At 68.5% G+C, this 17,176-nt stretch carries 18 protein-coding genes; 16 read left to right on the top strand and 2 right to left on the bottom strand.

Features of this window, described 5'->3' with window-relative positions; translation table 11 throughout:
* Positions 1–19 precede the first annotated feature (19 nt).
* The 5 genes from HNQ67_RS06960 (at position 20) to trmB (ending at position 3,695) form a co-directional block, all read left to right on the top strand.
* Positions 20–682 carry a helix-turn-helix domain-containing protein gene (locus tag HNQ67_RS06960; RefSeq protein WP_183253718.1) on the top strand — a complete coding sequence of 221 codons (663 nt, stop codon included), beginning with the start codon at positions 20–22 and terminating at the stop codon, positions 680–682.
* A 48-nt stretch (positions 683–730) separates the two neighbouring features.
* Positions 731–1,210 carry a hypothetical protein gene (locus tag HNQ67_RS06965; protein WP_183253720.1) on the top strand — a complete coding sequence of 160 codons (480 nt, stop codon included), beginning with the start codon at positions 731–733 and terminating at the stop codon, positions 1,208–1,210.
* Positions 1,192–1,647, top strand: coding sequence for a hypothetical protein (locus HNQ67_RS06970; protein ID WP_183253722.1), 456 nt, complete (start codon positions 1,192–1,194; stop codon positions 1,645–1,647). The genes HNQ67_RS06965 and HNQ67_RS06970 overlap by 19 nt, the downstream gene beginning before the upstream one ends.
* A 56-nt stretch (positions 1,648–1,703) precedes the next feature.
* The gene (metK, locus tag HNQ67_RS06975) at positions 1,704–2,906 is read left to right on the top strand and encodes a methionine adenosyltransferase (RefSeq protein ID WP_183253724.1); all 1,203 of its coding nucleotides are present in this window, start codon (positions 1,704–1,706) and stop codon (positions 2,904–2,906) included.
* A gap of 93 nt (positions 2,907–2,999) precedes the next feature.
* Entirely contained in the window at positions 3,000–3,695 is a 696-nt protein-coding gene (gene trmB / locus HNQ67_RS06980) for a tRNA (guanosine(46)-N7)-methyltransferase TrmB (RefSeq protein ID WP_183253726.1), read from the top strand.
* On the opposite strand, the gene HNQ67_RS06985 is transcribed toward trmB, so the two are convergent.
* Together HNQ67_RS06985 and HNQ67_RS06990 are read right to left on the bottom strand one after the other, a co-directional pair.
* The gene (locus tag HNQ67_RS06985) at positions 3,685–4,209 is read right to left on the bottom strand and encodes a biotin transporter BioY (protein ID WP_221247771.1); all 525 of its coding nucleotides are present in this window, start codon (positions 4,207–4,209) and stop codon (positions 3,685–3,687) included. The two genes, trmB and HNQ67_RS06985, sit on opposite strands and share 11 nt — an antisense overlap.
* Positions 4,206–4,691, bottom strand: a complete 486-nt coding sequence (locus HNQ67_RS06990) for a protein-tyrosine phosphatase family protein (RefSeq protein WP_183253728.1) — start codon at positions 4,689–4,691, stop codon at positions 4,206–4,208. The genes HNQ67_RS06985 and HNQ67_RS06990 overlap by 4 nt, the downstream gene beginning before the upstream one ends.
* A gap of 218 nt (positions 4,692–4,909) precedes the next feature.
* Between HNQ67_RS06990 and rimP the strand changes: the two genes are divergently transcribed.
* From rimP to pnp, 11 genes are all read left to right on the top strand, one after another.
* Positions 4,910–5,452, top strand: a complete 543-nt coding sequence (gene rimP, locus HNQ67_RS06995) for a ribosome maturation factor RimP (RefSeq protein WP_183253731.1) — start codon at positions 4,910–4,912, stop codon at positions 5,450–5,452.
* Between the two features lie 3 nt (positions 5,453–5,455).
* Positions 5,456–7,210, top strand: coding sequence for a transcription termination factor NusA (gene nusA / locus HNQ67_RS07000; protein ID WP_183253733.1), 1,755 nt, complete (start codon positions 5,456–5,458; stop codon positions 7,208–7,210).
* A gap of 18 nt (positions 7,211–7,228) precedes the next feature.
* Positions 7,229–7,897, top strand: a complete 669-nt coding sequence (locus tag HNQ67_RS07005; protein WP_183253735.1) for an RNA-binding protein — start codon at positions 7,229–7,231, stop codon at positions 7,895–7,897.
* An 80-nt stretch (positions 7,898–7,977) separates the two neighbouring features.
* Positions 7,978–10,935, top strand: a complete 2,958-nt coding sequence (infB, locus tag HNQ67_RS07010) for a translation initiation factor IF-2 (protein ID WP_183253737.1) — start codon at positions 7,978–7,980, stop codon at positions 10,933–10,935.
* A gap of 71 nt (positions 10,936–11,006) precedes the next feature.
* Complete coding sequence (locus HNQ67_RS07015; RefSeq protein WP_183253740.1) at positions 11,007–11,519, top strand: hypothetical protein; 513 nt, start codon at positions 11,007–11,009, stop codon at positions 11,517–11,519.
* Between the two features lie 38 nt (positions 11,520–11,557).
* Positions 11,558–12,211, top strand: a complete 654-nt coding sequence (locus HNQ67_RS07020; protein ID WP_183253742.1) for a hypothetical protein — start codon at positions 11,558–11,560, stop codon at positions 12,209–12,211.
* Positions 12,208–12,918 carry a DUF2459 domain-containing protein gene (locus HNQ67_RS07025; protein ID WP_183253745.1) on the top strand — a complete coding sequence of 237 codons (711 nt, stop codon included), beginning with the start codon at positions 12,208–12,210 and terminating at the stop codon, positions 12,916–12,918. Before HNQ67_RS07020 ends, HNQ67_RS07025 begins: the two co-directional genes overlap by 4 nt.
* Positions 12,919–12,979: 61 nt before the next feature.
* Complete coding sequence (rbfA, locus tag HNQ67_RS07030) at positions 12,980–13,420, top strand: 30S ribosome-binding factor RbfA (RefSeq protein ID WP_183253747.1); 441 nt, start codon at positions 12,980–12,982, stop codon at positions 13,418–13,420.
* Between the two features lie 43 nt (positions 13,421–13,463).
* Positions 13,464–14,396, top strand: coding sequence for a tRNA pseudouridine(55) synthase TruB (gene truB / locus HNQ67_RS07035; protein ID WP_183253749.1), 933 nt, complete (start codon positions 13,464–13,466; stop codon positions 14,394–14,396).
* A gap of 10 nt (positions 14,397–14,406) precedes the next feature.
* Positions 14,407–14,676 carry a 30S ribosomal protein S15 gene (gene rpsO, locus HNQ67_RS07040; protein WP_183253752.1) on the top strand — a complete coding sequence of 90 codons (270 nt, stop codon included), beginning with the start codon at positions 14,407–14,409 and terminating at the stop codon, positions 14,674–14,676.
* Between the two features lie 248 nt (positions 14,677–14,924).
* Positions 14,925–17,159, top strand: coding sequence for a polyribonucleotide nucleotidyltransferase (gene pnp / locus HNQ67_RS07045; RefSeq protein WP_183253754.1), 2,235 nt, complete (start codon positions 14,925–14,927; stop codon positions 17,157–17,159).
* Positions 17,160–17,176: the final 17 nt, after the last annotated feature.

Here is a 17,176-nt window from a genome sequence, read left to right on the forward strand (position 1 = left end):
GTTCGTACCGGAGCATGGAATGTCGCAGCGTCTCAGCGCCCGTCAGGAAGAGTGTCTGAGGCTGACGGCCTTTCTGACGGACAAGGAAATCGCCGGCCGGCTGGGGCTGTCCGAGGCCACCGTCAAGAAACATGTGCACGAGGCCTGCCGCCGGCTGGGCGTCAACCGGCGCAAGGCCGCGCTCGCTCTCCTGGAACGAAACGTACCAGGGCCGAAAGACCCCATTGGCGCCGCCGCCGCTTCCGCCCCTGATGTCTTCCTCGACAGGGAGACAGACCATGGCATTGAAGAGCACGCCGCTTCCTCACTGGACCTGGGAGGATCTGGAAGCCGCGCTGGACGCATTCAGCCCGATGGGCTCGAACGATCCGGTGCGCAGCCATCTGATGCGGGGATTGGCGGACGACGCGGCGGAGTCCGATCCGCGGGAACTGCTTCGGCAGGTCCTGAGCGCGGGCTGGGTGATGGCGCAGGTCGGAGCCCAGACAGGGAGCCTGAACGGCGCTTCGGCTACCGCCCCCCGCCCCGCAACTGGGCCGTCCGCCTTCTGATCCTGCTGGTCTTCATCGTGGTGACGGCGGTGATGCTGAAGGCGGTGGCCGACCTGATCCTCGATTACGCGGGGCAGGCCCAGGAGATCGGGGAGTCCACCTCTTTCCCGCGACCCGGGAGCGGCGGCTGAGGCCGGAGTTGACGGGAGCGCCGCATCACCACGCCCTTCGTCATAGCCATGCATGTCTTCGCCCTGCTTTCAATCAGCATCGGCTGGTTGAAGGGCGGCCATCCCGAGCGTTTCGGCGCACTGGTGCTGCTCCTCGACTATCTGGTTACAAGGCTCGGCGTCGCCTGGAGCATCCGTGAGGTCGATTCCATCGCGGCGACACAGGACTTCGTTGTCATGCTGTCTTTCGGCTGGCTTGCCTTCAGGACCGATCGATGGTGGCCGATCGCGGCGACCGCATCGCTGGCGCTGTGCGTGCTGGTTCGCGCCATCGGGATGGTGAACCCGGAACTGTCCAGGTTCGCGATGCTGTCCGCGATACTTGGCTTCTGGATTTTCCTCTACATAGTGGTTCTGGGCGGTGTCGCCGAACGATGGCTGGCGGGGGAACGAGCGGTCAGCGTCGACCGGCAGTGGCGGCGCCGCCGGGCGGTCCGTGACCGTTCCAGTCGCTCAGAGGAAGCCGCGCCATGTCGCTCTTCGGCCTGATCGCCCATGTCCTCGGCTGGGTGGCCTTCGCGCTCGCGGGGTGGAAGGGCGGTCAGACCGAACGGTTGGGGGCGGCTGTCCTCGTCTGCGATTATCTGCTTACCATCGGCGTGGCCCGCCTGCCGATCGCTGCTCCGCACCGGGCGGCGATGCTGGCGCCACTGCTGACCGCCCTGGCCCTGATCTGGATGAGTTTCAGGCTCGACCGCTGGTGGCTGCTGGTCGCTGCCGCAGCCGTCTGTCTGTGCGGCCTCGTGACGCTTCTCGAGATTCTCCGCCCGGACGTCTCACTGTATGCCGCACTCTCGGCGCAACTGGGTTTGTGGGCGGTCACCTACCTGGCCCTGATCGCCGGCGTTGCCGAGCGCTGGCTGGCAGCCGAGCGGCCAGCGAGCCGGTGGTGGAAATTCCCGCTCCCCAGTCGCTCCGCATCTTGAACATATAAACATATCTTTATATGTCTGGCGGCCGTTCCGCGCATCAGGAGTTTGCCTTGGCCCGTTCGTCCTTCCAGTTCACCTCCGAAAGCGTTTCGGAAGGACATCCCGACAAGGTCGCCGACCGCATCTCCGACACCGTCGTCGACGCGTTCCTGGCGCAGGATCCGGAGGCCCGGGTGGCTTGCGAGACCCTGGTCACCACCCAGCGCATCGTGCTCGCCGGCGAGGTCCGGGCGACGAAGCCGGGCCATACGAAAGAGCAGAACGAGGCGTTCACCCAGTCGATTATCGACAGCCTGGAGCCGCTGGTCCGGGCCGCGGTCCGGGACATCGGTTACGAGCAGGACGGCTTCCACTGGGAGACCGCCTCCTATGAATGCCACCTGCACGCCCAGTCGGCCGACATCGCCGTGGGCGTGGACGCCTCGGGCAACAAGGACGAGGGCGCGGGCGACCAGGGCATCATGTTCGGCTACGCTTCGAACGAGACGCCCGAACTGATGCCGGCGACCCTGGCCTACAGCCATCGCATCCTGAAGCGGCTGGCCGAGCTGCGCCATGGCGGGGAAAAGCGGCTGGAGCCAGACGCCAAGAGCCAGGTCACCCTGCGCTACGAGAACGGCCGCCCGGTGGCCGCCACCTCCATCGTCGTGTCGACCCAGCATGCCCGCGGCCTGTCCCAGGCGCAGGTGGCCGGGGTGGTCAAGCCGGTGGTGCTGTCGGTGCTCCCCGAGGGTTTCGTCACCGACGAGACCGTCTGGCACATCAATCCCACCGGCGTGTTCGAGATCGGCGGTCCCGACGGCGACGCGGGCCTGACCGGACGCAAGATCATCGTCGATACCTACGGCGGCGCGGCCCCGCACGGCGGCGGCGCCTTTTCGGGCAAGGACCCGACCAAGGTCGACCGCTCTGCGGCCTATGCCTGCCGCTACCTGGCCAAGAACGTCGTCGCCGCCGGCCTGGCCGACCGCTGCACCATCCAGATCAGCTACGCCATCGGCGTGGCCGAACCGCAATCGATCCATGTCGATATGCACGGCACCGGCAAGGTCGCCGAGACCCTGCTGGAGGACAAGCTGCTCGGCTTCATCGGCGGCGCCACGCCGCGAGCGATCCGCGAGCATCTGGGTCTCAACAAGCCGATCTACGCCCGCACCGCCGCCTACGGCCATTTCGGCCGCGAACCGGATGCGGACGGCGGCTTCGGCTGGGAGAAGACGGATCTGGTCGATCAGCTGAAGGCGCTGGTCTGACAAAGGGCTGGCGGCCAGGCAGGATCGGGTCGACGCGGGACGGTTCCCGTAGCCCCTAGCCCCTGGCCCCCAGCCCCTCTACACCGCCGACCCATGTCCTCCACCGACGATCCCGCGCACCGTCCGCTCCGCTCGTTCGGCCGCATCAAGTCGCGCGCGTTGAAGCCGCGCCAGGCGGCGCTGTTCGACACCCTGATGCCGGCCGTGGCCCTGCCCGATCCCAAGGCCGGCGCCATCGACCCGCGGGCGCTGGCGCCGGACGCGAAGGCGGTCTGGCTCGAGATCGGCTTCGGCGGCGGCGAGCATCTGGCGGCCCAGGCGGCACGCCACCCGGATACCCTGATGATCGGCTGCGAGCCGTTCCTGAACGGCGTCGGTTCGGCCCTGCGCCATATCGAGGAGGGCGGGCTGAAGAATGTGCGGCTGCACCCCGATGACGCCCGGGATGTGATGGCGGCCCTGCCGGACGCCTCGCTCGACCGGGTGATGATCCTGTTCCCCGATCCCTGGCACAAGGCGCGGCACAACAAGCGGCGGCTGGTGCAGGACGCGTTCGCGGCGGAGATCGTCCGTTTGCTGAAGCCCGGCGGGCGGCTGAGGTTCGTCACCGACTGGAAGGACTACGCCGACTGGGCGCTGGAAAAGTTCGAGCGGACGCCGGGGCTGGAATGGACGGCGAACCGGGCTGACGACTGGCGCGTCGCGCCGGAGGACCATGTGGTCACCCGCTACGAGGAGAAGAAGCTGGGCGACACCGCGCCGATCTTCCTCGACTTCGTCAGGGTCTGAACAGGGTCAGACGCCGCAGCGCCGTTGCGCAGAGAACCACCGCCGCCGACTTGACCACCGCGCCGATCAGGAAGGGCGTGAAGCCGTTGGCGAGGGCGTCGGCCGGGCCGAGGCTCCGCGCCAGCCAGGCGGCGCCGAGGGCGAGGATCAGCAGATGGGCGCCGATCATCAGCGCCGTTTCCGTCACCGGGCTCCGGAACATCGGGCGGCGGGACAATTCGCCCGCGACCAAGGCCGCGAGGGGAAAGGCGGCCAGATAGCCGGCGGTGGGTCCGGTGAACCGGTCGAAACCCGATCCGCCCTCGGCCAGGACCGGCAGTCCGGCCGCCGCCATGGTCAGGTAGAGCATCACCGCGGCTGCGCCCCACCACCCGCCGAGCATGGCGCCGGCCAGCAGCACCGCGAAAGTCTGCAGCGTCATCGGCACGGGGACCATGGGCACGGCGATCTGGGCGCAGACGACCATCAGCAGGGCGAAGCCGGCGACGGCGGCGAGGCGGAGCGGCGGGCTCACATTTCACCCGCCGCGAAGGCCTTGTGGAATTCGTACTGTTCGTCGGTCTCGGCCGCCGGGCGGCCGCAGGCGCGGCCGACCCGCAGGACGGCCCCGTCGATGTTCATCCCGCTGGCGATGAGGGCGCCGTTGGCCAGCGACGGGGCGCGGTCCAGCCCGGCGCGGCAGTGCATGACCCGCGCCTGCCCGGCGGGCAGACGGCGGTCGATGGCGTGGGCGACGCGGTGGTAGTGCTCGACGTTCGGGGGCAGGCCGTCGTCGGTGATCGGGAAATTACAGAAGCCGACGCCGTGTGGCTCGCACGCCGCGCCCTCCCCGGCCAATCCCGTCGACGCCGCCGCCTCGGGCTCGAGCAGGTTGACGACATGATCGACCACGCCGTGACCCCGGCGGGCGAACTGTTCGTCGAGGGCTCCGCCGTCGGGCCTGCGCGACACCCCGAGGCGACCGGGGATGCCGAGGCCGATCCAGTGGACTTTCATCGAGCCTGTTCTGGCGACGGGAGACGCCGGAAGCAATGATCATCGGACGGCTTGCGACGACGGGGGCTGACAAAGCCGTTTCACAGGGCTATATGCCCCCTCACATCGTTAGACCGGCGTCCAACGGCGCCGTTTGAAGCGGCGGCCCGGGAGGCCAGCCGCTTTTGTTTTGTCCGGGACACATCGGGCGCCTGCGTGGCGGCCCGACAGAGAATGACTTGAAGGCCAAGACCGCAGAAGACCGCCAGCTCCTGGAGCTGATCGAGCCGATCGCCGAGAGCCTGGGCCTCGACATCGTGCGCGTGCGTCTGATGGGCGGGACGCAGCGGCGGCGGCTGCAGATCATGGCCGAGCGGCCGGCGGACCACGACATCGCCGTAGAGGAGTGCGCCCGGTTGAGCCGCGCCGTGTCGGAGGTGTTCGACGCCGCCGATCCGATCTCGGGCGAGTATCTGCTGGAAGTGTCGTCCCCGGGCGTCGACCGTCCGCTGACCCGCCAGTCCGACTTCGACCTGTTCGAGGGCTATGAGGCGCGGCTGGAGACGGACCGGATGATCGAGGGGCGGAAACGCTTCAAGGGCGTGGTGGCCGGGACCGACGGCGACAACATCGCCATCGATCTGGACGGGGAGGCGGACACGGCCCTCATCCCCTTCGACTGGCTGGTCGACGCCAAACTGGTGCTGACCGACGAACTGATGAAGGCGGGCGCCGAAAAGCGCGCCGCCCGTAACGACAACTCTTCTGAGACCGAGGACTAGACCATGGCTGTCGCCGGCGTTTCCGCGAACCGACTCGAACTGCTGCAGATCGCCGATGCGGTCGCGCGCGAGAAAAACATCGACAAGGAGATCGTCGTCGAGGCGATCGAGGAGGCGATCCAGAAGGGCGCCAAGTCGCGCTACGGCGCCCATCACGACATCCGCGCCAAGATCGATGTCAAATCGGGCGAACTGGCCCTGACCCGTCACGTCACCATCGTCGAGGACGACTGGCAGCCCGAGGACGAGCTGGAAGAGTTCAACGACAGCGCCATGGTGCGCCTCAAGGACGCGCTGAAGCGCGATCCCGAGGCCGTCGTCGGCAAGGAATATGTCGAGGAGCTGCCGCCGTTCGAATTCGGCCGGGTGCAGACCCAGATGGCCCGCCAGGTGGTGATGGGCAAGGTTCGCGACGCCGAGCGCGCCAACCAGTACGAAGAGTTCAAGGACCGCGTCGGCGAGATCGTCAACGGAACCGTCAAGCGCGTCGAATACGGCAATACCGTCGTCGACCTGGGCCGGGGCGAGGGCATCATGCGCCGCAACGACTCGATCCCGCGCGAGATCTTCAACATCGGCGACCGCATCCGCACCTACATCTACGACGTGCGCCCGGAAGCGAAGGGCCCGCAGGTCATGCTGTCCCGCTCGCACCCGGGCTTCATGGCCAAGCTGTTCGCCCAGGAAGTGCCCGAGGTCTACGACGGCGTGATCGAGATCCGCGCCGCCGCCCGCGACGCCGGCTCGCGCGCCAAGATGGCCGTCCTGTCCAACGACTCCTCGATCGACCCGGTCGGCGCCTGCGTCGGCATGCGCGGCTCGCGCGTTCAGGCGGTGGTCGCCGAACTGCAGGGCGAGAAGATCGACATCATCCAGTGGAACGCCGACGAACCGACCTTCATCGTCAACGCCCTGGCCCCGGCCGAGGTGTCGAAGGTGGTGCTCGATGAAGAGGCCGACCGCGTCGAGGTGGTGGTGCCGGACGAACAGCTGTCGCTGGCCATCGGCCGCCGCGGCCAGAATGTCCGCCTCGCCTCGCAGTTGACCGGCTGGCAGATCGACATCATCACCGAGTCCCAGGACTCCGAGCGCCGCCAGCGCGAATTCACCGAGCGCACCGCCCTGTTCCAGGAAGCCCTGGACGTGGACGAGGTCATCGCCCAACTGCTGGTCACCGAAGGTTTCGCCACGGTCGAAGACCTGGCGTTTGTGGAAACCTACGAGATTTCGGACATCGAAGGCTTCGACGACGACACCGCCGAGGAACTGCAGGCTCGCGCCCGCGACTTCCTCGACAAGCAGGCCGCTATTCTGGACGCCAGGCGCAAGGAACTGGGTGTCGAGGACGGCGTGCTCGAGGTGCCGGGTGTGACCCTGCAGATCGCCGTCGCCCTCGGCGAGGGCGGCGTGAAGACGGTCGAGGATCTCGCCGACCTGGCCACTGACGAAATCCGCGGCGGCTACGAGGTGAAGAACGGCGAGCGGGTCAAGGTCCCGGGCGTTCTCGAGAGCTTCAACCTGGCGCAGGAAGACGCCGAGATGTTGATCCTGCAGGCCCGCGTGGCGGCCGGCTGGATCGACGCCTCGGAGCTGCCGCAGCCTGAGCCTGAGCCGGAATACGAGGAAGAAGGCGAAGGCGAATACGACGCCGACGCCGTCTTCGCGGCCCAGGAAGAGGGCGGGGAAGAGGCGGCGCCCGAAGGCGACGACGAGACGGAGGTCCTCGCCGAGGACTCCGAACAGCCCGAAAACGCGTGATGGGAGACCGGGCCCTCCATGAGTTTGCGCGAAGCGACGATCGATAGGGAACGCCGGGACCTGGTCACCCACCAGGTCATGGATGAATCTCGACTGGTCCGCTTCGTCGCCGCTCCGGACGGCACGGTCGCTCCCGACCTGGCGCGCAAGCTGCCCGGCCGCGGCCTGTGGGTCGCGGCCGACCGCGCCTCGGTCGAGGCGGCGGTGAGGAAGAACCTGTTCTCGCGCGCGGCCAAGACTCCGCTGAAACCGGCCGCCGATCTCGCCGATCTGGTTGAAACCCTGCTGTTCCGGCGCTGCCTGGACCAGCTGGGGCTTGCCCGGCGCGAGGGCGTGCTTATCTCAGGCTTCGAGAAGGCGGCCGCCACGATCCGATCGGGCAAGGCCGCGTGGATCGTGGAGGCCGCGGACGGTTCCGCCGATGGCCGGGGCAAGCTGCTTTCCCTCGCGAAACACCAAACGCCGACCCCGAAAGTCTGCGGCGCCTTCACGGCGGACGATTTGAGTTTGGCCCTTGGGCTGGAAAATGCGATACACGCCGTCCTGCTTGAGGGCGGGCGGGCTGATCGCTGGACCTTCGAGGTCGAACGACTGGCGGGATTTCGACCGCTTCTGCCCCCGGAGTGGGGCGAAGGGCGGGCTGGAGCCCCGAATAAGGATTTGGACGGGCGGGGTTCTGCTTCCTGATCGGAGCGGAGCGACGCGCGGCTTTTTGTGTTTGAACGAGACGATGGCGGATATCCCGCCGTCCCGAGTAAAGCGACCGGATGACTGACGAGAACGACAAGACCAACGACGGCGCACCGCAGGCTCCGACCGGGACTCCGTCCCAGACGGGTCCGCGCGCGCCGCTGAGCCTGAAGCCCCGGCAGGCGGGATCGGTTTCGACCGGCACCGTGCGCCAGAGCTTCAGCCACGGCCGCACCAAGACCGTGGTGGTCGAGACCAAGCGCCGCGTCGGCGCCACCCCGGGCCATCAGCGCCCGCAGGGCTTCGACGTCGCCCGTCCGAAGACCGAGGCCCCGACCTCGCGCCCGGCCGCGCCGCCCCGCGAGGCCGGCGGCCTGTCCGCGTCCGAGCAGGAGGCCCGTCGCCGCGCCATCGAGCTGGCCACGCGCCAGCAGGCCGAGCGTGAAGCCGCCGCCGCCGCCGAGCGCGCCCGCAAGGACGCCGCCGCCCGCGAGCAGGCCGCCGCCGCCGACCAGGCCGCCAGCGCCGCCCAGGCTGAGGCCGCCGCCGCCCGCGCCGCCGCCGAGGCCGCACGCGCCGAGGCCGCCAAGCTGACCGCCGCCGCTCCGGCCAAGCCGGTCAAGGCCGCCGCCAAACCGGCCGCGCCGGCGCCCACGCCGGAGCCGACCCCAACCCCGACCGAGGCCGCCGCGCCCGCAGCGCCCGCCCGTCCCGCACCGCCGGCCCGCCCGGTGGTCAACTTCGGCCAGCGGGCGCCCAAGCCCAAGGCGCCCGGCCGCGCCGCGGAACGCCCGGCCTTCGGCGGCCGCTCTGCCCGTGAAGCCGCCATGGGCGGCGGCGAGCGCAACTACGCCGAACGCCCGCAAGGCGCCCGTCCGGCCGAGCCGGTCCGCTATTCGGCCCTGAACCCGCGGCCCGCCCCGGGCGCCGCTCGCCCGGGCGGAGCCCGCAGCGGCCCCGGCGGCCGTGCCGCTCCGAACGCGCCGCCGGCCACGCCCGAGGTCGCCCGTCCGTCCCGCGCCGGCTTCGGCCGTCCCGCCGGCGCCGGCCGCGAGGATGATCGCGACAAGCGTTTCTCGGACGCCGGACCCGGCAAGGCCGTCAGCCGCACGCGCGGCGAGCCCAAGCGCCGCGAAGGCCGTCTGACCATCCAGGCGCTGGCCGGTGGTGACGAGGACGCCGCCGAGCGGATGCGCTCGCTGGCCTCCGTGCGCCGCGCCCGCGAACGCGAGAAGGAAAAGCGCAAGGGCGGCTCGACCGATACGCCGAACCGTCCGCGCGAAGTGGTCATTCCCGACGTCATCACCGTCGGCGATCTGGCCAACCGGATGGCCGTGCGCGGCGTCGACATCGTCAAATTCCTGATGCGTCAGGGTCTGATGGTGAAGATCAACGACGTGATCGATTCCGACACCGCCGAACTGGTGGCCGACGAATACGGCATGTCGGTCAAACGGGTTTCCGAATCCGACATCGAGACGGGCTTCCTGTCCGACGCCATCGACAACGAGGCGACGACGCCCCGCGCCCCGGTCGTGGCCATCATGGGCCACGTCGACCACGGCAAGACCTCGCTGCTGGACGCCCTGCGCACCACCGACGTGGCGTCGGGCGAAGCCGGCGGCATCACCCAGCACATCGGAGCCTATCAGGTCCGTCTGCCCAACGATGCGCGCGTCACCTTCCTCGACACGCCGGGCCACGCGGCCTTCTCGGCGATGCGGGCGCGCGGCGCCAATGTCACCGACATCGTGGTGCTGGTCGTGGCCGCCGACGACGGCGTCATGCCTCAGACCATCGAGGCTATCCAGCACGCCAAGGCGGCCAATGCGCCGCTGATCGTGGCGGTCAACAAGATCGACAAGCCGGACGCCAATTCGCAGAAGGTCGTCAACGAGCTGCTGCAGCATGAAGTCATCGCCGAATCCCTCGGCGGCGACACCCAGATCATCGAGGTCTCGGCCAAGAACCGCACCAACCTCGACGGTCTGATCGACGCCATCCTGCTGCAGGCCGAGGTCATGGACCTGAAGGCCGATCCGGAGCGCACCTCCGAAGGCGTGGTCATCGAGGCCAAGCTGGACAAGGGTCGCGGCCCGGTCGCCACCGTCCTGGTCAAGCGCGGCACCCTGGCCCGCGGCGACATCGTCGTGGCCGGCTCCGCCTGGGGCAAGGTTCGCGCCCTGCTCGACGAGCGCAACGCCCAGCTGACCGAGGCGGGTCCTTCGGTTCCGGTCGAGATCCTCGGTCTCGACGAGGCCCCCAGTCCCGGCGAGCCCTTCGCCGTGGTTGAGAGCGAGGCCCGCGCCCGCGAACTGACCGAATACCGCGCCCGCGTGAAGCGCGAGAAGGCCACGGGCGGCGTCAACCAGGTCTCGCTGGTCGACATGATGTCGAAGCTGCAGTCCAAGAAGGTCTCGGAACTGCCGGTGATCATCAAGGCCGACGTGCAGGGTTCGGCCGAAGCCATCGTCGGCTCGCTCGACAAGATGGGCAACGAAGAGGTCCGCGCGCGCACCGTCATGTCGGGCGCCGGCGGCATCACCGAGAGCGACGTGCAGCTGGCCAAGTCGGCCGGGGCGCCGATCCTCGGCTTCAACGTCCGCGCCTCGAAACAGGCCAAGGACCTGGCCGACCGCGAGGGTGTCGAGATCCGCTACTACGCGATCATCTACGACCTCCTCGACGACATGAAGGGCGTGCTCTCGGGCATGCTTGCGCCGCTGCAGCGCGAAACCTTCCTCGGCAACGCCCAGGTGCTGCAGGTGTTCGACATCTCCAAGACCGGCAAGATCGCCGGTTGCCGGGTCACCGAGGGCGTGGTCCGCAAGGGCGCCAAGGTCCGCATCATCCGCGAGGACGTGGTGGTGCTGGAACTGGGCACCCTCACCACGCTCAAGCGCTTCAAGGACGAGGTCAACGAGGTTCCGTCGGGCCAGGAATGCGGCATGCATTTCCAGGGCTTCCAGGACATCAAGGCCGGCGACTACATCGAGTGCTTCACGGTCGAAGAGATCAAGCGCACGCTGGATTAAGGAAGAGCGGCGGCCCCCGTGACCGACTCGGGCGCCGCCGTTTCGCCGCATCCTTCAGGGATCAAAGCCGCATGCGCCGCATCCTGATCACTGCCCTGGCCCTTGTGGTCGTCGCCGGACCGGCCGCGGCCGAGACCCGATTTCTGGCTTATGACGCCGCTGATCGGGTCACCCAGGCCCTGACGCGCGGCGTGACGCTGGAGGCCGATCGCGGCCTGTTCGGCGCTATCAGCGTACGGCGCATCATTTCCACCTCGCAGCGGGGCTCGGCCGACATTCGTCGCGGCGGCCCCGACGCTGTGCGCCGCGCCCTTCCGGCGGGCTCGACCGAGAGCGCCGTCTATCACATCACCCCCGAAGGCGACGGTCGGGGCCTGTCGCGCGCGCTATGCCCCGGCTCGGACGAGGTCTGGCTGGTGGCGGGCCGGGTGCGGATGGCCCGTCCCCTGACCCTGCACGCCGTCGGTCGCTGGTCGGACGGCGCCTATCGCCACTGCGTGGCGCTGTCCTACGCCTGGCGGGGTGAGTGGGCGATGCCCCCCGCGCAGGCGCTCGAAGATGCGGGCGCCCCTGTGGGGCGATAGGCGTTCACCTCGCCCACGACCCTCGCTAAGGTTGCGTCATGACCGCCGCCACGGCCCGACCGCAGACCGCCATGAAACGCCTCGCGGGCGCGCTGGCCTTCGTCTGCATGGTACTTTTCCTGTTGGCCATCGAACAGAGGCACGCCGTGGCCGCCTGGGACACGGTGCGGACCGGGGCCGGACCGGCCGCGCGGAGCGTCGCCGACTGGGCCGCCAGAGGGTTCGAGGATCTGAGATCGACGGTCGCCCGCCAGACCGCCGCCTGGACCGAGTCCCGAGCGGTCGGTTCCGATGGGGTCGGGACCGGGGAACCGGCGGGAGAGGCCACCCGCCCCACCGCCGGCGGAACGATGACGATGGTCGGGGCCGAACTGCGCTTCGGCAATGGCGAAGTCCTGCATACCCGGCCGCTGCGCATCGCCTGGGGCCGCGACGCCTTCGCGCCCGGCCAGACCTTCGCGGCGCGGCTCGCTGTCCCCGCCGACGCCCAGATCGAGCTGCGCGAGGTGGTCGCGCCGACCCCGGCGCTGCCCGCGACGCCATCCAGCCTGTGCGGAGACCAACCGGCTCGCGCCGCGGCCGTCGTGCAGCGGCGGGATCGGGTCGATCTGATGTTGTTCCGGACCCGGACGATCGGCCCCGCGACGCCGGCGGGGTCCCTGTGCGGCGTCTGGAGCTTTCCGGTCCGATGAAGATTAGAGGCGCCCGAACCGGCCTCGGCGCTCTGATCGCCGCCGCCGCCGTCGGCGTGGCTGCCGCCCTGTGGACATGGACCGCGCCGGGCGATCCGGCTTTGTGGCGCGCCACGGCGGAGGCCCCGGGCGTGGATCTGCACCTGCTCGACAACGGCTTCCACACCGATCTGGCCGTACCGCGCGCGGCTCTGGAGGCGCGGGGCGGGCCGCTGGCCGAGGCGGTTCGGTCGCTGCCGACAGGGGATTGGGTCCTGATCGGCTGGGGCGACGCCAGATTCTACGTCGACCAGAGCCCCATCGAGAGCCGCCTGCCGGACGGGGCGCGCGCCTTCTTCAGGCCCGGCAATGCGTCGGTGATCATGCTCGACCCGGCGCAGAGCGATCCGACCGAACTATTCTCCGAGGACGGGCGGCGCAGTTTCCGGATCAGCGCCGCCGGTTTCGAGGCGATGGTCGCCCATGTCGAGGAGTCGCTGGACCTGTCGGACGGCGCGCCGCGCATCGCCGCCGCCCGCGAAGGGGATGACGCCCGCTTCTACGCCAGCCGCGAAACCTTCTCGATCGCCCACCTGTGCAACCACTGGACGGCCGGCGTGCTCAATGCCGCCGGCCTGCCGGTGCGGCCGTTCCGATCGATCATCTCGGCCGAGCTGATGGCGGCGATCGACCGGGCTGAACTGGACAGGGGGGCGTCCGGAGCCTAGACCCCCGCCCTTCGCTTTTTTCAGCCGGGTCCGAGCCCCGACAGGCGACGAGGACAGCACCATGAGCAAGCGCAAACCCAATCCGAAGGCCGGCGCCGTCAGCCAGCGCCAGCTGCGCGCCGGCGAACTGATCCGCCACGCGCTCGTCGAGGTTATGCGGGAGGAGGAGATTCACGATCCGGCTCTGAAGGACGTGTCGGTGACGGTCACCGAGGTGCGGCTGTCGCCCGACCTGAAACACGCAACCTGTTTCGTCGAGCCGTTGGGCGCGGGCGTCGACAGCGCCCCGGTCGCGGGTCACGTCGACGAAATCGTCAAGGCCCTCAACGCCCACTCGAAATTCCTTCGCGGCGCCCTGGGCCGCCACATCGACATGCGCTTCACGCCGGACCTCCGCTTCCGCCACGACGAGAGCTTCGCGGCGGCCGAGCGGCTCAACCGTCTGCTCGACGATCCGCGGGTCCAGGCGGATGTCGCCCGGCCCGATACCGACGACCTCTGATGGCCCGGCCTCAAGCAGCGCGAAGCGCGTTAGGCCAAGCGTAATGGCGCGCCGCAAGAAGGGCGATGTCGTCAACGGCTGGGTCTGCCTCGACAAGCCTCGGGAGATGGGGTCGACCGAGGCAGTGTCGAAGATCCGCCGGCTGTTCAATGCCCAGAAGGCCGGACACGCCGGGACGCTGGACCCGCTGGCCTCGGGCATCCTGCCGATCGCGCTCGGCGAGGCGACCAAGACCGTGCCGTTCATGATGGAGGCGCAGAAGGTCTATCGCTTCACCGTCAACTGGGGGATTTCGACCGACAGCCTCGACCGCGAGGGAGAGATCGTCGCCCGTTCGGACGTACGGCCATCCGTCGAGGCCGTGCGCGCGGCGCTTCCGGCCTTCGTCGGCGAAATCGATCAGGTTCCGCCGCAGTTTTCGGCGATCAAGGTCGACGGTCAGCGCGCCTATGACCTGGCCCGCGATGGGGCCGAGTTCGAACTGGCCTCGCGCAGGGTGACCATTCATGAGGCCGCCGTCAGCGACGCGCCTGACGCCGATCACGTCGAGATCACCATAAGGACGGGCAAGGGCGTCTATGTCCGCTCGCTGGCCCGGGACCTGGCCGCCATGCTGGGGGCCGAGGGGCACGTTTCGGCCCTGCGCCGCGAGCGGGTCGGACCGTTCTCGACGGAAAACGCCGTATCACTGGATTTCCTGACTGATTTGGTGCATAGGGACGCCGCCTCGGAAGGCTTGCTTCCCGTCGCGACCGCCCTGGACGACATCCCGGAGTTGGCCGTGACGGATCAGGACGCCTTCTCGCTTCGGCAGGGACGGCCGATCGTTCTGCTCCCCAGACAGGTCGAAACGCTCAGGAGCCGCCTTCGGGACGGCTCCAGAACCGTTTCAGCCTTTCAGGGCCAGACCCTCGTCGCTCTCGGTCAGTTGCGGGCCGGCCGGCTAGAACCCGACCGCGTTTTTCACCTCCAATAGGAGATACCCGATGTCGATTACTGCTGACCGCAAGCACGAGGTCATCGCCGACAACGCCCGCTCCGAGGGCGACACCGGTTCGGCCGAGGTCCAGGTCGCGATCCTTTCGGAACGCATCGCCAACCTCACCGAGCACTTCAAGACCCACAAGAAGGACAACCACTCGCGCCGCGGCCTGCTCAAGATGGTCTCGCAGCGTCGTCGCCTTCTTGACCACCTGAACAAGGTCGATCGCGAGCGCTACACGGCGCTGATCACCAAGCTGAACCTGCGCCGCTAAGGCGAAGGGGACGAGCGGACAGAGTTTTCGAGGCGCGGGCCATGTCCGCGCCTCGTTCCGCATCCAGAACGACCCGCGCGCCGCGGCTGTAACCGGCGCATATGCGAGGGCTGAACACCGGTCCTCAACCACTCCCGGGCGGTTCGCGATGGCGCGGACGTCCATGGACCGAAGGACTGAACGCCCGACGCTCCACCCACTGATGGGACCCCGCGCGGAATCCGCCCGCGGGATACGAAAGACGAAACATGTTCGATATCAAACGCAAGACGATCGAGTGGGCCGGACGCCCGCTGACGCTGGAAACGGGCCGCATCGCCCGTCAGGCCGACGGCGCCGTGCTGGCGACCTATGGCGAGACCGTGGTTCTGGCCACCGTCGTTTATGGGCGCGCGCCCAAGCCGGGCCTGGATTTCTTCCCGCTGACCGTCAACTACCAGGAAAAGACCTTCGCCGCAGGCAAGATCCCGGGCGGCTATTTCAAGCGTGAAGGCCGTCCGACCGAGAAGGAGACCCTGGTCTCCCGCCTGGTCGACCGCCCGATCCGCCCGCTGTTCGTCAAGGGCTTCAAGAACGAGACCCAGGTCGTCGTCACCGTCCTCCAGCACGATATGGAGAACGACCCCGACGTGCTCGGCATGATCGCCGCCTCGGCCGCCCTGACCATCTCGGGCGTGCCCTTCATGGGCCCGATCGGCTCGGCCCGCGTCGGCTATATCGACGGCGAGCTGGTGCTCAACCCGACGCTGGACCAGATGCCCGACAGCGAGCTCGACCTCGTCGTCGCCGGCACCCAGGACGCCCTGATGATGGTCGAATCCGAAGCCAAGGAGCTGTCGGAAGACATCATGCTCAACGCCCTGATGTTCGCGCATCGCGGCATGCAGCCGGTGATCGACGCGATCATCGACCTGGCCGAGCACGCCGCCAAGGAGCCGTTCGACTTCCAGGCCGACGACGTCTCGGACGTGGTCGCCTCGATCCAGAAGCTGGTCGGCGAGGACATCAAGGCCGCCTACACCCACGTCGGCAAATACGACCGCCGCTCGGGCGTCGACGTCGCCAAGAAGAAGGCCGCCGAGGCCCTCGTGAAGACCGAAGAGAATCCGGACGGCGTCGAGCCGGCCAAATTCTCCACCGCCTTCAAGGAATGCGAAGCCCACGTCCTGCGTCGTGACATCATCGACAACGGCCACCGCGTCGACGGCCGCGCCCTCGACAAGGTTCGCGACATCGTCTCGGAGGTCGGCGTCTTCCCGCGCACCCACGGCTCGGCCCTGTTCACCCGCGGTGAGACCCAGGCCATCGTGGTCGCCACCCTCGGCACCGGCGAGGACGAGCAGTACGTCGACGCCCTCAGCGGAACCTACAAGGAGAAGTTCCTGCTGCACTACAACTTCCCTCCCTATTCGGTCGGCGAGACCGGACGGATGGGCGGCGCGGGTCGTCGGGAAATCGGTCACGGCAAGCTGGCGTGGCGGGCGATCCGTCCGATGCTGCCGTCGTCGGAAGAGTTCCCTTACACCATCCGTCTGGTGTCGGAGATCACCGAGTCCAACGGCTCCTCGTCGATGGCCACGGTCTGCGGTTCGTCGCTGGCCCTGATGGACGCCGGCGTGCCGCTGAAGCGCCCGGTCTCGGGCATCGCCATGGGCCTGATCCTCGAGCCGTCGGGCGAGTTCGCCATCCTGTCGGACATCCTCGGCGACGAGGATCACCTCGGCGACATGGACTTCAAGGTGGCCGGCACGCGCGAAGGCATCACCTCGCTGCAGATGGACATCAAGGTCGCCGGCATCACCGAAGAGATCATGCGCAAGGCCATCGCCCAGGCTTCGGCCGGCCGCCTGCACATCCTCGACGAGATGGACAAGGCCATCGACGGCGCCCGCACCGAGCTGGGCGAGTTCGCGCCCAAGATCGAGCAGATCAAGGTTCCCACCGACAAGATCCGCGACATCATCGGCACCGGCGGCAAGATCATCCGTGAGATCGTCGAAAAGACCGGCGCCAAGATCAACATCGAGGACGACGGCACGGTCAAGATCGCCGCCTCCGAGCAGGAGAAGATCGACGCCGCCAAGAACTGGATCTCGTCGATCGTGTCCGAGCCCGAGCCCGGCATGATCTACACCGGCAAGGTCGTGAAGGTCGTCGACTTCGGCGCCTTCGTGAACTTCTTCGGCGCCAAGGACGGTCTCGTCCACGTGTCGCAGATGGCCATGGAGCGCGTCGCCAACCCGGCCGACGTCGTTTCGGAAGGCCAGGAGGTCAAGGTCAAATTCCTGGGCATGGACGACCGCGGCAAGACCAAGCTGTCGATGAAGGTCGTCGATCAGGAAACCGGTGAGGACCTGACCGACAAGATCAACGCCGAGCGCGCCGAGCGTGGCGAGCCCCCGATGTCGGAAGACACCGGCGGCCGCCCGAAGCGTGAAGGCGGCGGCGACCGTGATCGCGGCCGCGGCCGTCGTCGGGACTAACCGTCCACGGCGTCATC

The sequence above is a fragment of the Brevundimonas basaltis genome, from assembly GCF_014202075.1.
Lineage (GTDB): Bacteria > Pseudomonadota > Alphaproteobacteria > Caulobacterales > Caulobacteraceae > Brevundimonas > Brevundimonas basaltis.

Bases quoted from the DNA above. Each gene is read 5' to 3' on its own strand.
- HNQ67_RS06960 (WP_183253718.1), top strand. From the start codon at position 20: ATGTCGCAGCGTCTCAGCGCCCGTCAGGAAGAGTGTCTGAGGCTGACG.
- HNQ67_RS06965 (WP_183253720.1), top strand. From the start codon at position 731: ATGCATGTCTTCGCCCTGCTTTCAATCAGCATCGGCTGGTTGAAGGGC.
- HNQ67_RS06970 (WP_183253722.1), top strand. From the start codon at position 1,192: ATGTCGCTCTTCGGCCTGATCGCCCATGTCCTCGGCTGGGTGGCCTTC.
- trmB (WP_183253726.1), top strand. From the start codon at position 3,000: ATGTCCTCCACCGACGATCCCGCGCACCGTCCGCTCCGCTCGTTCGGC.
- HNQ67_RS06990 (WP_183253728.1), bottom strand. From the start codon at position 4,691: ATGAAAGTCCACTGGATCGGCCTCGGCATCCCCGGTCGCCTCGGGGTG.
- nusA (WP_183253733.1), top strand. From the start codon at position 5,456: ATGGCTGTCGCCGGCGTTTCCGCGAACCGACTCGAACTGCTGCAGATC.
- HNQ67_RS07005 (WP_183253735.1), top strand. From the start codon at position 7,229: ATGAGTTTGCGCGAAGCGACGATCGATAGGGAACGCCGGGACCTGGTC.
- infB (WP_183253737.1), top strand. From the start codon at position 7,978: ATGACTGACGAGAACGACAAGACCAACGACGGCGCACCGCAGGCTCCG.
- HNQ67_RS07015 (WP_183253740.1), top strand. From the start codon at position 11,007: ATGCGCCGCATCCTGATCACTGCCCTGGCCCTTGTGGTCGTCGCCGGA.
- HNQ67_RS07020 (WP_183253742.1), top strand. From the start codon at position 11,558: ATGACCGCCGCCACGGCCCGACCGCAGACCGCCATGAAACGCCTCGCG.
- HNQ67_RS07025 (WP_183253745.1), top strand. From the start codon at position 12,208: ATGAAGATTAGAGGCGCCCGAACCGGCCTCGGCGCTCTGATCGCCGCC.
- rbfA (WP_183253747.1), top strand. From the start codon at position 12,980: ATGAGCAAGCGCAAACCCAATCCGAAGGCCGGCGCCGTCAGCCAGCGC.
- truB (WP_183253749.1), top strand. From the start codon at position 13,464: ATGGCGCGCCGCAAGAAGGGCGATGTCGTCAACGGCTGGGTCTGCCTC.
- rpsO (WP_183253752.1), top strand. From the start codon at position 14,407: ATGTCGATTACTGCTGACCGCAAGCACGAGGTCATCGCCGACAACGCC.
- pnp (WP_183253754.1), top strand. From the start codon at position 14,925: ATGTTCGATATCAAACGCAAGACGATCGAGTGGGCCGGACGCCCGCTG.